The sequence below is a fragment of the Gordonia jacobaea genome (genome assembly GCF_001186365.1).
GTDB classification, from domain to species: Bacteria; Actinomycetota; Actinomycetes; order Mycobacteriales; family Mycobacteriaceae; genus Gordonia; species Gordonia jacobaea.
Genome location: NZ_LDTZ01000018.1, coordinates 318,388 through 333,801, shown reverse-complemented (window position 1 = coordinate 333,801; position 15,414 = coordinate 318,388). Strand labels below are relative to the sequence as shown.

Below are 15,414 nucleotides of genomic sequence, written 5' to 3'. Positions count from 1 at the left end.
CACCCATGACCGCAACCGCACCCGCCGCCGCGCCGACGACTGCACCGCAGTCCGGGCAGCCGGACCTTGCCTATGGCGATACCGAGGAGGCGCTGCGTGCCGCAGTGCGCAGGCTCTTCGACGACCGCATCGATCCCGCTGCGCTGTCGGCGAGCTACGACGAGCCGACGGTCGACACCGCTGCGCTCTGGAAGTCGCTCGCCAACGAGATCGGTGTCGCGGGATTGCTTGTGCCCGAACACCTCGGCGGTGCGGGGGCGACCGAGCGGGAGGCCGCCGTGGTCTTCGAGGAGATCGGTCGTGCCGTGGCACCCACCCCGTTCCTGACGAGCGCGGTACTCGCCACCGAGGCGCTCCTACACGCCGGCGACGTCGACACGGTCAGTGCTCTGGCCGCCGGCGAGCAGACGGGAGCACTGCTGATTCCGTTCTCGACGACGCCCGGTGCCATTGCTGCGTCGGTCGACGTCGTCGACGGGGTCCTGAACGGCAGGGTCGAGACGGTCGCCGGTGCGTCGCAGGCGGATCTGCTCGTCATCCCGGTCAACGGTTCGGACGGGTTGGAGCTGCATGTGGTGGCTGCGGATGCTGCCGGAGTCGTCGTCGAACCCGTTGTGTCGCTGGATATGACGCGTCCGCTCGCCGACGTCGAGCTGGTCGGGGTCTGCGCCAATCGGGTCGACACCGCCGACGCCGCAACCGCGCTGAGCGCGGCCATCACCACCGCGGTGGCACTGTTGGCCTCCGAACAGTACGGCGTGGCGCAGTGGTGCCTCGACACGACGCTGGCGTACGTGAAGGAGCGTCGACAGTTCGGCAGGGTGATCGGCTCGTACCAGGCAATCAAACACCGACTGGCCGACCTGTGGCTCGAAGTCAGTTCGGCACGGGCGGCCGCCCGCTATGCCGCGGACACCGCGGCGCACGGCGACCTCGATGCGGCCATCGCGGCGCACATGGCGGCGTCGTACTGCGGAGACGTCGCCGTACGCGCTGCCGAAGAATGTGTGCAGCTCCACGGCGGTATCGGGATGACCTGGGAGTACCCGGCGCATCTCTACCTGAAACGGGCCAAGGCCGATCAACTCGCGTTAGGAACCGGCTACTGGCATCGCCGACGCCTCGCCGAATTGATCGGTCTCGCAGGCTGACTCCTACTTGCCGCAGGCACAGCCTTCAGCACCGCTTACCCCACAACGACATTCGTAGTCCACAGAAGGAGACACATTCATGAAAGCCTGGCGCGTCAACGAACTCGGTGACCCCCGCGACGTTCTGACCCTCGAAGAGGTCGACACACCCACGGCCGGTCCCGGCGAGGTCCTGGTGAAAGTGCTTGCCACGCCTGCCAACTTCCCCGACGTCCTGCTCTGCCAGGGCAAGTACCAGATCAAGCCGCCGCTGCCCTTCACGCCGGGCGTCGAACTGTGCGGTGAGGTTGTCGCCGTCGGTGAGGGAGTCGATCGTGCCGTTGTCGGCGAGCGGGTCGTCGGAAACCCGATTCTTCCCGGCGGGGCTTTCGCCGAGTACGCGCTGATGAATCAGGCCAACGTCTTTCACGCTCCCGATGCCCTCGACGACGCCGAGGCCGCCGCGTTGAGCATCGGCTACCAGACCGCATGGTTCGCGCTGCACCGTCGGACGCAGATCGCCGAGGGCGACTACCTGCTCGTGCACGCGGCCGCAGGAGGCGTCGGCAGTGCGGCAGTGCAATTGGGTAAGGCTGCGGGTGCGCAGGTCATCGGTGTCGTGGGTGGACCCGAAAAGGCGTTGTACGCCAAGGAACTCGGTGCAGATCTGGTCGTCGATCGACGCTCCGAGGACTTCGTGTCTGCGGTCAAGGAGTTCACCGGAGGCCACGGCGCCGACATCGTCTTCGACCCGGTGGGCGGCGACGCGTACGCCGGATCGACCAAGTGCATCGCATTTGAGGGGCGCATCGTGGTGATCGGCTTCGCGGGTGGCACCATTCCGCAACCGGCACTCAACCATGCGTTGATCAAGAACTACTCGATCGTCGGGCTGCACTGGGGTCTCTATCAGACCAAGAACCCGGCGGTCATCGATGAGTGCCACGCCGAACTGACCCGGTTGGCCGACAAGGGTCTTGTCAAACCTCTTGTGGGCGAACGACTTGCGCTGTCCGACGTTGCCGGCGGTGTCGGTCGTCTCGGCGAGGGCACGACCGTCGGTCGCCTCGTGTTCATTCCCTGAGCCCGCCGTCCACCTCAAAGCGATAACACCAGCACCAGAAAGAACAGACACTCATGCGCGAAGCAGTCATCGTCTCCACCGCACGGACCCCGATCGGGAAGGCGTACCGAGGAGCGTTCAACAACACCCAGGCACAAGAGCTCGCCGGGCACGCCATCGCCCATGCGGTGTCGCGGGCAGGTATTGAGGGAGGCGAGGTCGAGGACGTCGTGCTCGGTGCCGCCATGCAGCAGGGCTCGACCGGGTTCAACATCGCCCGCCAGGCGCTGCTGCGTGCGGGACTGCCCAACTCGGTGTCGGGCATGAGCGTCGACCGGCAGTGCGCGTCCGGCCTGATGGCCATCGCGACGGCCGCCAAGCAGATCGTCGACGACGGCATGGAGATCGCGATCGGTGGCGGCGTCGAGTCGATCTCGTTGGTGCAGAACGACCACGCGAACAACTACCGGGCTCAGGACCCGTGGCTCGTTGCCAACGTCGGTGATATCTACATGCCGATGCTGCAGACCGCGGAGATCGTCGCCGAACGGTACGGCGTCAGTCGGGAGCGGCAGGACGAGCTTGCGCTGATCTCCCAACAGCGGACGGCGGCAGCGCAGGAGGCAGGTCGGTTCGCAGAAGAGATCGTGCCGCTACGGACCACCAAGCTGGTCGTCGACAAGGAAACGGGTGAGACGTCGGAGCAGGAGGTCATGCTCGATCGCGATGAAGGCAACCGTCCCTCGACGACGAGCGAGTCACTCGCCGGTCTGCGCGCGGTGCTTCCCGACGGAGCCGTCACCGCGACGTCGACCGTCACGGCCGGTAATGCGTCGCAGTTGTCCGACGGCGCGTCGGCGTCGGTACTGATGGAAGCCGCCGAAGCGTCGCGACGTGGATTGCAGCCGCTCGGCGTCTACCGCGGCATGGCCGTTGCGGGATGCGCCCCCGACGAGATGGGGATCGGGCCGGTATTCGCGGTGCCGAAACTGCTCAAGCAGCACGGGCTGACCGTCGACGACATCGGTCTGTGGGAGCTCAATGAGGCTTTCGCGTCTCAGGCCCTCTACTGCCGCGACGAACTCGGAATCGATCCGGAGAGGTTCAACGTCGACGGCGGCGGCATCTCGGTGGGTCATCCCTACGGCATGACGGGCGCGCGCTGCGTCGGGCATGCGTTGATCGAGGGTCGACGACGCGGCGTCCGCTATTGCGTGGTGACGATGTGTATCGGCGGAGGTATGGGCGCCGCGGGACTGTTCGAGTTGGCCGGCTGAGGGGTCGCCGACCGGGTGGCGGAGCGTCGGCGTGAGCGACTGCGGTTGGTCGGCCTGACCTGCGGCAAGATAAGCTCGGGCAGGTGACCAGGACTCGACGCTCCGGCTCCGCCCATGGCGGTCGGGAGGCTGACGCCGAGACTCGCGCCGACCGCAAGAACCGCACCCGGCAGGCGTTGATCGGCACGACGCTTGATCTCGTCGCCGAACGCAGCTTCGGAAGTATCAGCCTGCGGGAGGTCGCGCGGGGTGCCGGCATCGTCCCGACCGCCTTCTACCGGCACTTCGCGTCGATGGAAGACCTCGGCGTCACGCTCGTCGAGGACTCGATGCGAGTGCTGCGACGCACGCTGCGCGAAGGGCGCCGCGACCTCGCCGCCCGGCAGGCACTGCCGACCGCGAAGAACTCACTCGACATCCTGCTGCAGCACGTGCACGACAACGAACCGGCGTTTCGCTTCCTGATCCGCGAACAGCATGGCGGCCTGGCGGAGATCAGGCGGGCCATCGACACCGAGTTGCGGTTGTTCTCGAAAGAACTGGCCATCGACCTGTCGCGGATACCCGACCTCGCCGACTGGAGCGCCGACGACCTCGAACTCGCCGCCGAACTCATCGTGAGCATCATGCTGACCGCCGTCGCCGACATTCTCGACGGCGAGCACCGCGGCAGAGGCGCGGAGTCGGCGATCATCGAACGCACTCAGCGCCAGTTGGTCATCGTGTTCCTCGGGATGGCGCAGTGGGAGCCGTCCGACGACCGTTGACCGGCGTCGTCGAACAGGTAACAGGTCGGCGCGCGCCGTCGACTTGAATCCATGCCGATTTCAACTGTGGGCGCCTGCGGCGGCGTCGATGACACTGAACTCCGATTGTGTCCGAGAGCGGACGTCCGCCGAGCAACAGGAGTGTCATGTCCACCGAGAAGATCGCCGACGAGATCAAGTTCGCGTATTGGGTCCCGAACGTATCCGGTGGACTCGTGACGAGCGACATCGAGCAGCGAACCGGGTGGGACTTCGAGTACAACAAGCGCCTCGCGCAGACGGCCGAGAACAACGGATTCGAGTACGCGCTCAGCCAGGTGCGGTACGAAGCGAGTTACGGGGCCGAGTTCCAGCACGAGTCGACGTCGTTCAGCCTCGCTCTCCTCGGTGCGACCGAACGTCTGAAGCTGATCGCGGCCATTCACCCCGGACTGTGGCATCCCGCAGTGCTCGCCAAGTTCGGCGCGACCGCAGACATCTTGTCGGGCGGGCGATTTGCGATCAACGTGGTGAGTGGTTGGTTCAAGGACGAGTTCACCCACCTCGGCGAGCCCTGGCTCGAGCACGACGAGCGCTACCGACGTAGCGGCGAGTTCCTCGAGGTGATCCGCAAGATCTGGACCGAGGACAACGTCGACTACCGCGGAGACTTCTACCGCATCCACGACTTCACCCTCAAGCCCAAGCCGCTCAACACTCCGGAACGGCCCAATCCCGAACTGTTCCAGGGTGGTAACTCCACGGCCGCACGCAACAACGGTGGCCGCTACTCCGACTGGTACTTCTCCAACGGCAAAGACTTCGACGGCGTCACCGAGCAACTCGACGACCTGCGTGCCGTGGCCCGCGCACACAACCGCGAAGTGCGCTTCGGACTCAACGGATTCATCATCGCGCGAGACACCGAAGCGGAGGCGCGTGACACCCTGCGCGAGATCGTCGAGAAGGCGAACAAGCCTGCGGTGGAGGGTTTTCGGAGTGCGGTACAGCAGGCGGGCAGCTCGACCGGCGACAAGAAGGGCATGTGGGCCGACTCGTCGTTCGAGGATCTGGTGCAGTACAACGACGGCTTCCGTACGCAACTGATCGGTACCCCGGAGCAGGTCGCCGAGCGGATCGTCGCGTACAAGAAGCTCGGCGTCGACCTGGTTCTCGGTGGATTCCTGCACTTCCAGGAGGAGATCGAGTACTTCGGCGAGCGTGTGCTGCCGCTGGTGCGCGAACTCGAACTAGCCGACCGCAGCGCGACGGTCTGACGGTGTCGACAGACCCCCACACATCAACGGCGACAGAAGGTTTCACTGCTCGGCCGGCAGAGACCGTACCGACCGCTGATCCAGTGGTCGTGCCGACCAGCGCCGCGGAGGCGTTGGCGAAGGCTCGTGAGGTCGCGGCGCGGATCGAGGTCGACGCCGCGTTGCGCGACCGTGATCGCCGACTCCCGTACGCGGAGATCAACGACCTGTCGGCGTCGGGGCTTCTGGCGATCACCGTCCCGCAGCGATTCGGCGGTCCCGACCTCGCGCCGAGCGTCGTCGCGGATGTCACCCGACTACTCGCAGCCGCAGACCCCAACGTCGCGCAGATCCCGCACAGCCACTTCGTCTATCTGAATCTGCTCCGCCTCGCCGGTCCGGATGCGTTGGCGCAGCGCATCTTCGGTCATGTCCTGCAGGGTGGTCGGGTCGCGAATGCGCAGTCGGAGCGGGGTGGCAAGACCGTCGCAGACATCAACACCACGCTGCGTCGGCAAGACGACCGGTTCGTGCTCGACGGTGAGAAGTTCTATGCGACAGGGTCGTTGTTCGCCCACACTCTCGCCGTACTGGCGCGCTTGCCCGAAGAGCCCGAAACCGGTGACGCCGCAGACGAGTTCGAGCCGGGCGAATACATCGCATTCGTGGCGGCCGACGCTCCGGGGGTCGAGATCGTCGACGACTGGAACGGTCTCGGTCAGCGCACCACCGGGTCGGGGACCGTCAGGTTCAGTGGCGTCGACGTGGACCCGGGCGACCTCGTGGCCCGCGCACCGGCCGTCGCTCGACCGACCGGCTACGGCGCATTCGCCCAGCTACTGCACGTCGCGATCGACGTCGGTATCGCGCGCGGCGCACTCGACGCAGCCGCCGACTTCGTGCGCACGAAGTCGCGGCCGTGGTTCGAGGCAGGAGTCGAGCGCGCCGACGCCGACCTGTTGACGGTGCAACGCTTCGGCGAGCTCGGCGTCGAGGTCGCGGCGGCAGAAGCGACGCTCGACGCGGCGAGTAGAGCCGCCGACGCGGCGACGGCCGACGACGTCGACGATCCAGCGCTTACCGCCCAGGCGTCTATTGCCGTCGCTGTCGCCAAGACAGTCGCCGACCGTGCGTCCAATTCGGTGAGCTCAGCGTTGTTCGAGGTGGCGGGCACACGCAGCGCGTCGGCCGAGCTCTCGCTCGATCGGTTCTGGCGAAACGCGAGAACACACACCCTGCACGACCCGGTGCGCTGGAAGTACCAGCACATCGGTCGCTGGGTGTTGCGTGGGGAGAGTCCCCCGATTCACGGGGTCATCTGAAGCGGGGGCTATCCGGGGTAGGGTCATCCGAGCTTGTCATCTGAACGGCGGGATTGTGCTGGTGTACCCACGCCAATCCGGCGTGCATCATCTGGCATTCCGGATATCCTCACTCCTATGTTCGCGAATCGGGCGTGTTCACTGTGACTCCGGCGCCGTACGATCGGTCGGGTCCCGCCGATGACAATCCGGGCGACGACCAGGCACGAAACGACCCCACCGGCAGTGACCCGGGTGAGTACCGGAACTCCACGCACGCGTACACGGATCCGTCGATCTACCCTGGCACGCCCGAGGGCGCTGGGCCGGGTGCCTACGAGCCGCCGGCGTACTCCGACTACGCCTATCCGGAATCGCCCCGTTCCGAAGCGCCCCATTCCGAACCGTCGCAGCCTGGTTCCGCGTATCCGTCGGCCCCTGGGCCGTACCAGCAGTCCGGCTATCCCCAGTCCGCGTACCCCCAGTCCGGATATCCCCAGCCCGGCTACCCGCAGTCCGCGTACCCGCAGTCGTACCCACCGCCTGGTCGTCGGCAGGGGCGCGACAAATCAGTGATGATCGTGCTGATCTGCATTGCCGTCCTGGTGATCATCGGCCTGCTCATCGTCGGCGCGTACTTCCTGCTCAATCGGAGCTCGGATTCGACAACCGACACGGAGGCGACGCCAACGGTCACGCAGACGGTCAATCCGCCGCAGACCTCCACCGTGACGGTCGGGCCCGCGACCCCGCCGCCGGGCGCGGTCTCCTGTGGCGCAGGGGTTTCCGCGGGTACGTCGGTGACCAGTTGCTCGTTCGCGCAAGCGGTCCGCGAGGGTACCTGCGCACGGGTGTGCAGGGGCAGGCGCGGGTTATCAGCGCCTACAGCCCGGTCACCGGACTGAGCTACGTGATGTCGTGCGGACCGGAGGGCGGCGTCGTCGCCTGCCGCGGCGGCAACGACGCGGTGGTCTATGTCTACTGACCGCCGCGGTCTTCTCGGCGTCATCGGCGTGGTTGCCGTATGCGCTCTTGGCTTTTCAGGCTGTTCGACGGCGGGTCGTGGTGACGGCCAGGTCACTCCTGTCACAGTGACGGTGACCGGGTCGACCACATCGCAAGCGTCTGCGCCTGCGTCGTCGAGCGCTCCCGTCGCGAATCCGCTGGCACGCGGATTCGGGGCGGTGGCTGCACAGGTCGGGGTTCCCGTCGGAGTTGCTCTGGCACCGGTCGGCCGCGGTGACAGCCGCCCGATCATGCTGGGCGACAACACACCTCAGGTGGCGTGGTCGACGATCAAGGTGCCGCTTGCCGTCGCGGCCGAGCGGCAGAACGGTCCGTCGACCGCTGAATCGAACGCGATCATCAACTCCGACAACGCTTCTGCCGAGGCGCTGTGGTCGTCGCTGGGGAGCGATGCTGTCGCCGCCCGTAAGGTGACCGCGGTGCTGCGCGAGGGTGGCGACACTCAGTCGACCGTACCTGCGCAGAGGTTGCGCGCCGGATTCACCGTCTTCGGGCAGACCGTGTGGACGTTGCCTGCCGCTGCCACGTTCACCGCCCATCTGCCATGCATGCCGGGAACAGCGCACGTCGTGTCGCTGATGGGGCAGGTCGCAGGCAACCAGCAGTGGGGCATCGAAGTGATGTCGACGCCGAGATCGACTGCAGTGAAAGGTGGTTGGGGTCCTGGCGTCGATGGCTCATACCTGGTCAGGCAGATCGGACTCATCACATTCTCCGACGGACGACAGACCGCCGTCGCCATGAGCGCCGCGGGTGGCTCGATGTCGGGCGGTATCGCCGCGCTCAACGCGATCGGAAATTGGCTCAACCGCAACGCCGCTCGACTTCCCCGCGGTGCCTGCTGATCCCCAGCGCACACCCTTCGCAACCCGCCTCCGACGGAACGACAACGAGCGGAGCGCCGGACCCTGTACCGGATCCGGCGCTCCGCCGTGTATGCGCTCAGTGACAGGTCAGTCGGTACTGGCAGACGACGTCGAATCGCTCGAACTCGATGCCGCGCCACTCGATTCGCTCGATTTGCTCGACGTGTCCGAGGACGAACTGGTCCCGGCGCCCGCTGAGCCCTTGGTGTCCGCAGAGCTCGTGGTGTCCGCGTCGGTGCCCGCGTTCGACGTCGACGATCCGCTCGACGCGGAGCCCTGCGTCGAATCCGAAGAGTCAGAGGGCGCATCGGTAGACGACGATGCCGGGGCGGTCGCCGAACTCGAGGGTTGACTGCTCGAGGGCTGGGCGGTCGGGCTCGCCGAGGTGGATTCCTCCGCCGCGGAGGAGGTCCTGGTTTCGGTGGACGAACCCGCCGGCGTCGAGCTCGACTCCGTCTGTGCGACTTCGGTCTTCGCCGACTCAGCCTTCGCAGACTCAGACTCCACAGAGTTCAGCGCGACGCTGGTTGTCGCGACGGCGGCTGCGGTCTTGGCGGTAACCGGCGAGGGGGTTGTCTCGGAATCCTTCTTGCCCAGCAAGGTGTCGGCCAGCTTCTGGATGGCCGCAGCCCAATTGTCTGCGGCCTTGTCGCTGATCGTCGGGAACTCCACACCGGCAAGGGGCGGAACCGGCTTGCCGTTCTTGCCATCCCAGCCGTCGCCGAGGAGCACTCCCACGGTCTGTGACAGACCCTCCATTGCGCCGATGGGGCCGACAGCTTGGCCAGGAATGTCGAGGGTGAGGGGGAAACCCAACGCATCTGTAGTGACATTCATGCCGATGCTGTTCAGGATCGACCCGCCTGGCGCGGTGATCGACGTGCCGTTGGGGCCGTCGTAGGACCCGCGTCCGACCGAACCAGGGGTGAACAGGCCGCCGAAGGCGATGTCGAGTGAGTTCAGTGTCGTGCTACCGAGTAGGCCGGTCTCGTTGATAATCGGAGTCAGAGCGGTGAGATCGAGTGTTGCACCGTTGAAAACCGCTCCAACGACGTTGGCCGGAGCGGAGAACACATCGGAAAAGACCGCATCGGGATCGCCCGCTTGGATCGCGGCCGCGATGGCGATTCCGCTGTTGAGTACGGCGACGGCCGGGCTGATCACGGGGCCGACAAGACCGATGAGCACGCCACTCATCGGCGACGCCAACACGTTCATGATCGCGGTGATCGTCGCCGGATCGATCGGTCCGCCCTCAGGAAGAAACTGCGGTAGCAGCTGCAGCACCAGCCCGTGCAGGCCGTCGACCGTGTGATCTTTCGTCTGCGCGAGCGTCTCGTCGCTCGCGCCGATACCGGTGACACCGGTGATCACGGCTTCGAGGTTGGCCCGCATCTTCTTCAAGACATCGTCGGCCTGTGACGGATCGTTCAGAACGTCGTTGAGATACTTCGACTGATTGGAAATGATCTGCTGCAGGGGCAGCCCTGGAGCCAGGAAGTAGTTATGGGCAAGAGTCGCAGCATTTTTCGACGCCTCGTTGAAGGCATCGATGTACGGCTCGAGTGGCTTCCAGTCGGCGGCGAGACGGACGGTCGCCTCGGTGGTTGCCTTGTAGGCGGTGGGTACCTCGGAATGAACGCCGGGCGCGACGGCCATGACGCTCGCACCGGCGATGGCGACACCAGCGGCAACCCACGCACGGGGGGATTTTTTGGGAACTTCGATATCGCCTTGCAGGGCGATTGGAGCTGAACGCTGCACGGACTCTCCTCGGGGCATGTGCAAGAACTTGAGTGCGGTCTGAACGTAGAGCCAGAAGGAGCTGAGAGAGGGGCTTTTCGAAAAGTTTGTTTTGGTACACGAAGCATTAACTAAGGGTCTTTCGCGGTGTTGGATCATTAAAGAGCCAGGTCAGGACGGCGGCGAACCTAGTAATAGTTAGTCGAAGATTCGCGATATTTGAGTACCGACGGGTAGGTTCCGGTGGCGTAGTGAGCTGTGGAACCTGAGAAAAGTGGCATCCGGCGACCGTGGCTCGGGTATCGTCCCTCGCGCCCGACGACCTGAACAGAACGCGAAAGACGGGTCGTCGTTTACGGCGCCGCGGACTCGACGCGGCACCGAGATCACGACCGACGAAGGTGGCCGATGTCCAAGCATGCAAAACTCACCGACGACACTCTGCTCGAACTGCTCCGGCAGCGGGCGGATCGGTACGCCGACAAGGTCGCGTTTGCCTTCTCGTACAACGGCGACGGTGAGAACACGAGTGTGTTGACCTATCGGGATCTGGATACCAGGGCTCGTGCGATCGCCGCCGAGTTGCAGAGCAAGGGTGCGGCGGGCGAGCGCGTGCTGGTGCTCTGTCGACCCGGATTAGACCACATCGCAGGCTTTTTCGGATGTGTCTACGCCGGTGCGGTCGCGGTACCCGTGCATGAGCGACTTGCCCCTCGACTGTCGTCGGTAGTGCCCGATGCACGTGCTCGTTTCGCGCTGGGAGTGTCGGAGACTCAGCCGGGGATCAAGACAATGCTCGACACGCTCGGTGAGGGCGGCGATCTCAACTGGGGCCTGATGGATGCGGTTACCGCGGACGCCGACGACTGGGTGGCGCCGGACATCGACGCGACGACGGTCGCGATGATCCAGTACACATCAGGATCGACCACGACGCCGAAAGGCGTTGTCCTCAAACATGACAACCTGATGCGGAATATGGAGGCCATCCGTTCGTCGTGGAACGGTACCGACTCTGACGTCGGAGCATTCTGGCTTCCTTCTCACCATGACATGGGACTGATCGGCGGTGTGCTGTCGATGATCTATCTCGGCTGCACAGCACATTTCATGTCGCCGACGGCGTTCATCAAACGACCAATGGCGTGGATGGAACTACTCTCCACGTCGGCCGCGACCTACACCGTCGCGCCAAACTTCGCCTACGAGTTGTGCATTGAGCACAGCACTGCCGAAGAACGTGCAGCACTTGATCTTTCGGCGTTGCGCACCGCCATGAATGGCGCCGAGCCCGTACAGGAGACAACACTGCGACGATTCGCAGAGGGATTCGCTCCAGCCGGATTCGCGCGAGAGGCGTTCTCCGCGGTCTACGGCCTGGCTGAAGCGACACTTCTCGTCACGGGCCGGCCCGATCCGGCGTCGCCTCGCGTGGTGCATCTCGATCGTGAGGCGCTCGCAGAAGACAGGGTCGTCGAGTGTGAGTTTCCCGCCGAGTCAATGACATTGGGAGCGGCGACTGCTGAGGCGGTGTCGGGGGAGTCGACGACATCAGGTGCCATGACCGTCGTCGGGTGTGGAGAGCCGCGCGCCGGCGAGGTGGCGATCGTCGATCCGGTGACGCGGGTGCGGTGCGGAGAAGGACGGGTCGGTGAGATCTGGTGTGCGGGTAGCAGTGTCGGGGCAGGGTACTGGCGTCGACCCGAGGAAACCGAGCACACCTTTGGTGCGTCGATCGCCGACACCAACGTCGGGCCGTTCCTGCGCACCGGCGACCTCGGGTTTCTTCGTGACGGCGAGTTGTTTGTCACCGGACGGTGCAAAGATCTCGTCGTGATTCGCGGCGGGCACCACTATCCCAACGACATCGAGTTCTCCGTGCAGGGTTGCCACGCGTCTCTCCTGTCTGGTCGTGGAGCGGCATTCGCGTTCACGCCGGGATTGCGTGCGGCCGAACGACTGGTCATCATCCAGGAAGTCGATGTCGATCACGAGGGTGCGGGCGATGCGGATGCGCTCGCCGAGATCATCGAAAGTGTGCGGGTGGCTGTGGCCGACCGGTACGGCGTCGATCCTCATTCGGTGTTTCTGGTCGATCCACAGTCGATCCCGACGACATCGAGCGGCAAGATCCAGCGCAGCCGATGTCGAGAGCTGTTTCTCGATGGTTCCCTGTCGCCAGTCGCTCGGTGGCAGACCCCCTCGGCCGCCGACGACGTGGCGCGAGCGAAAGAACTCGAGAGGGCGGTTGCGGGTGCCGAACTGGTGCGGCTCGTTGTCGCGTCGGGCAGGAACGTCGGGCAGCCGGGCTGAGGACGCCCATCTGTGCGCGCCTCCCGCCTGGGCGCCGGCGATACCGAGTTGTGACGCCCTCGGGGTCGCTTGGGGCGCGGCAGGGCCGTAACGTCTGTTACTCAAGTGACTAGAGGGACAGATGTGACTTTGTACAAACGACTTTGTGTGGTGGTCGTCGTTGCTGTGACTGCGGTCGTCCTCGGCGCCGGCAGCGCACATGCGGCCCCGGCGCCGTTTCGACTGCCGCCGCTCCCTGAGCCGATCGCGACGTGGTTGCGCCCACCGGTGCCCCCGGCCAAGCGGCTCGCGGATAGCTGGGCGGTCGCGCAGAAGTCGATACGCAAAGCGACTCCCGGCCAGCTCGGCGTGTCCTTGGTTCCCGTCGGGTCCGACGCCGCACAGTCCTTCGGGACGCTCAAAACGGGGCGGGCGTGGTCGACCTTCAAGGTCCCTGTCGCACTCGCGGCCGAGCGTAAGAACGGTGCGTCGATCCTCGTCAAGGAGGACAAGGCGATCACGTTCTCCGACAATGACGCAGCAGGCGACCTATGGGGATCACTCGGCGGTGGCAAGGCATCGGTCGACGCGGTGACCGCTGTCCTGCGCGAAGGTCATGACATGGCGACTCGGGTCAGTTCCGAGATCGACACTCCGCGTTCGTATCCGGGCTACACACAGTGGGCGCTGGCCGACCAGGCCCGATTCGGCGCGCATCTACCGTGCATGCCGAACAGTAAGAACATCCTCGACCACATGGGCTCGGTGGCACCGAACCAGCGGTGGGGCATCGCCGACCTCGGTCCCAAGCGGCACGCGGTCACCGCGGTGAAGGGGGGATGGGGGCCTGCCACTCACGCGGCGCCCGGCTACCTGGTGCGCCAGCTCGGCCTCATCTCAACCGACCAGGGCGAGGTCGCGGTTGCGATGGCTGCCCGCCCGGCCAGCGGCAAATTCGAGGACGGCACAAAGATGCTGACCAAGGTCGGCGATTGGCTCGGCCAGAACTTCACGTCGATTCCGGCGGGGAAGTGCTCTGTGCTCTGAACTGCGCACACTCGACGGTATGAGGCGCCCAGTCGGCCGTATGAAGCGCCCAGTCGGCGGTGTGGGGCGCCCAGTCGGCAGTGTCACTCCGGCATGGAGTGGCGGCCCGAGCGGGGCGGCGAAGGTGGGACGCTCCTCCCGCGCACAGGCGTCTGAGGCTCGCGCGCCTGGCGCTCTTCCTGCTCTTCCGCGCGGCGCGACGTCCGGACTTCCGGTTCGGCGGCACGGGGAGTCGCGTGGGCCTCCGGCTCGGCGGCACGGGGAGTCGTGCGGACTTTCGAGTCGGCGGCGCGGGGCGTCGTGTGGACTTCCGGTTCGGCGGCGCGGGGCGTCGGATAGGTGAGGGCGGCGGCGATCGCAGTGGTCAGGGGCACGGATAGGGCGATGGCGATGCCGCCGACGAAAGATCGCGCCAGTTCGACGGCGACGGCGTCGGTGGTCAGCAGAGACGAGAAGGGTTGCCGCGCAACCGAGAACAACAGGAGTAGCGGTAGAGCGCTGCCCGCGTATGCGAAGACGAGGGTGTAGACGGTGCTCGCGATGTGGTCTCGGCCGACGCGCATCGCTGCCCGGAAAGTTGCGAGGCGGGTCGGTTCTCCCGCGCCCGCGAGTTCGAATGCCGCCGACGCCTGGGTGATCGTGACGTCGTTGAGAACGCCGAGGGTGCCGATGATGAATCCGGCGAGCAGCAGGCCGCTGATCGAGATGCTGCCCTGGTAGACCTGCAGGTTGGTGGTCTGATCGCCCGACAACCCGGTGAGATGCATGGTCCTGATCGCGAGCCAGCTCAGCACGCCTGCGAGCACGAGCGAACTCAATGTGCCCAGCAGCGCCGAGCTCGTCCTAAGGCTGATGCCGTGCGCCAGATACAGAACGACGAAGAGAATCGCGGCCGATGACACCACGGCCACCGCGACGGGCGACTCACCGTCGAGAATCGCGGGCAGGGTGAACACGCCGAGCACGGCGAAGGCGAAGACGAGACCGATGATGGACCGCAGGCCACGCCAGGCCGCCACCAGGACCACGGCGCCCACGAACAGCACTGCCCAGATCAGCGTCGGTATCCCACGCGAGAAGTCGAAGAACGTGTAGCGCGGAGCGCCGTCGGGCCCAGGTACCGTGCTCAGCCGGATGGCGTCGCCGGGGGAGAGAGACGGTTGGCCCGCCTGCGGTTCGTCGAGGGTCGACGGGTCGGGTGCGACGCTGTCCGGTCCGCTGCCGGCCTGCGCCCGATTCGTCGGGATCTCGAGCAATGTGTATTTGCCTGAGTCACTTCCCGATTCGAGCTTGACGGTGTTCTCGATGCACGGGCCGTTCGGAGTCGGCGTAGTGCCGAAGTCAGGCGAATCCTGCGCGGTTCCGACGAGTTGGTTGAGGCAGGGGCCACGTGATTGTCCGACCACCTTGCCCGAAACGGTCGTGATCGCTCCGCCGTCAGCGCCTCTGAACTGCGGCGGAATCGGATGGCTCCCACCTGACGGCCACAGCAGCACCATCCCGACGATGACGGCGATTCCGGCAATCGTCAGGGTGACGACGACGAATCGTTTCGCGAACGGAGACAACGCCGCCGGGATCTCCGACAGCGAATGACTGTGCGAGTGTCCGACGTGCGTGCGGTGGGGTCCGGAATCGCGACTCACCCCGCCACCTTAGGCGGCGAG

Annotated in this window: 12 protein-coding genes; 10 read left to right on the top strand and 2 right to left on the bottom strand. The window is 65.6% G+C overall.

Annotated elements, in window-relative coordinates; translation table 11 throughout:
- Positions 1–5: 5 nt before the first annotated feature.
- From ABW18_RS14860 to ABW18_RS14825, 8 genes are all read left to right on the top strand, one after another.
- On the top strand, positions 6–1,151 hold the full coding sequence (locus ABW18_RS14860; RefSeq protein ID WP_049699832.1) for an acyl-CoA dehydrogenase family protein: 1,146 nt from the start codon (positions 6–8) through the stop codon (positions 1,149–1,151).
- Between the two features lie 79 nt (positions 1,152–1,230).
- The gene (locus ABW18_RS14855; RefSeq protein WP_049699726.1) at positions 1,231–2,214 is read left to right on the top strand and encodes an NADPH:quinone oxidoreductase family protein; all 984 of its coding nucleotides are present in this window, start codon (positions 1,231–1,233) and stop codon (positions 2,212–2,214) included.
- Between the two features lie 53 nt (positions 2,215–2,267).
- Positions 2,268–3,470, top strand: a complete 1,203-nt coding sequence (locus tag ABW18_RS14850; protein ID WP_049699725.1) for an acetyl-CoA C-acyltransferase — start codon at positions 2,268–2,270, stop codon at positions 3,468–3,470.
- A gap of 83 nt (positions 3,471–3,553) precedes the next feature.
- A complete protein-coding gene (locus ABW18_RS14845; protein WP_049699724.1) occupies positions 3,554–4,237 on the top strand; it encodes a TetR family transcriptional regulator in 684 nt (227 codons plus the stop codon).
- Between the two features lie 146 nt (positions 4,238–4,383).
- Complete coding sequence (sfnG, locus tag ABW18_RS14840) at positions 4,384–5,493, top strand: dimethylsulfone monooxygenase SfnG (protein ID WP_049699831.1); 1,110 nt, start codon at positions 4,384–4,386, stop codon at positions 5,491–5,493.
- Positions 5,494–5,576: 83 nt separating this feature from the next.
- Positions 5,577–6,794: an SfnB family sulfur acquisition oxidoreductase gene (locus tag ABW18_RS14835; protein WP_049699723.1), complete on the top strand. Its 1,218-nt coding sequence runs from the start codon at positions 5,577–5,579 to the stop codon at positions 6,792–6,794.
- Between the two features lie 143 nt (positions 6,795–6,937).
- Positions 6,938–7,678 carry a flagellar basal body-associated FliL family protein gene (locus tag ABW18_RS14830; RefSeq protein WP_235434395.1) on the top strand — a complete coding sequence of 247 codons (741 nt, stop codon included), beginning with the start codon at positions 6,938–6,940 and terminating at the stop codon, positions 7,676–7,678.
- Between the two features lie 69 nt (positions 7,679–7,747).
- Positions 7,748–8,644, top strand: a complete 897-nt coding sequence (locus tag ABW18_RS14825; RefSeq protein WP_049699722.1) for a serine hydrolase — start codon at positions 7,748–7,750, stop codon at positions 8,642–8,644.
- A 108-nt stretch (positions 8,645–8,752) separates the two neighbouring features.
- On the opposite strand, the gene gjpA is transcribed toward ABW18_RS14825, so the two are convergent.
- The gene (gjpA, locus tag ABW18_RS14820) at positions 8,753–10,429 is read right to left on the bottom strand and encodes an outer membrane porin GjpA (protein ID WP_049699721.1); all 1,677 of its coding nucleotides are present in this window, start codon (positions 10,427–10,429) and stop codon (positions 8,753–8,755) included.
- Between the two features lie 387 nt (positions 10,430–10,816).
- On the opposite strand from gjpA, the gene ABW18_RS14815 reads away from it, so the two are divergent.
- Both ABW18_RS14815 and ABW18_RS14810 read left to right on the top strand, forming a co-directional pair.
- Entirely contained in the window at positions 10,817–12,721 is a 1,905-nt protein-coding gene (locus ABW18_RS14815; protein ID WP_049699720.1) for a fatty acyl-AMP ligase, read from the top strand.
- Between the two features lie 123 nt (positions 12,722–12,844).
- A complete protein-coding gene (locus tag ABW18_RS14810; protein WP_200903270.1) occupies positions 12,845–13,747 on the top strand; it encodes a serine hydrolase in 903 nt (300 codons plus the stop codon).
- Between the two features lie 83 nt (positions 13,748–13,830).
- Here ABW18_RS14810 and ABW18_RS14805 read toward each other — a convergent pair whose 3' ends face one another.
- Positions 13,831–15,393 (bottom strand): YibE/F family protein, encoded by a 1,563-nt coding sequence (locus ABW18_RS14805; RefSeq protein ID WP_049699718.1) that lies wholly within the window; start codon positions 15,391–15,393, stop codon positions 13,831–13,833.
- Between the last annotated feature and the right edge of the window lie 21 nt (positions 15,394–15,414).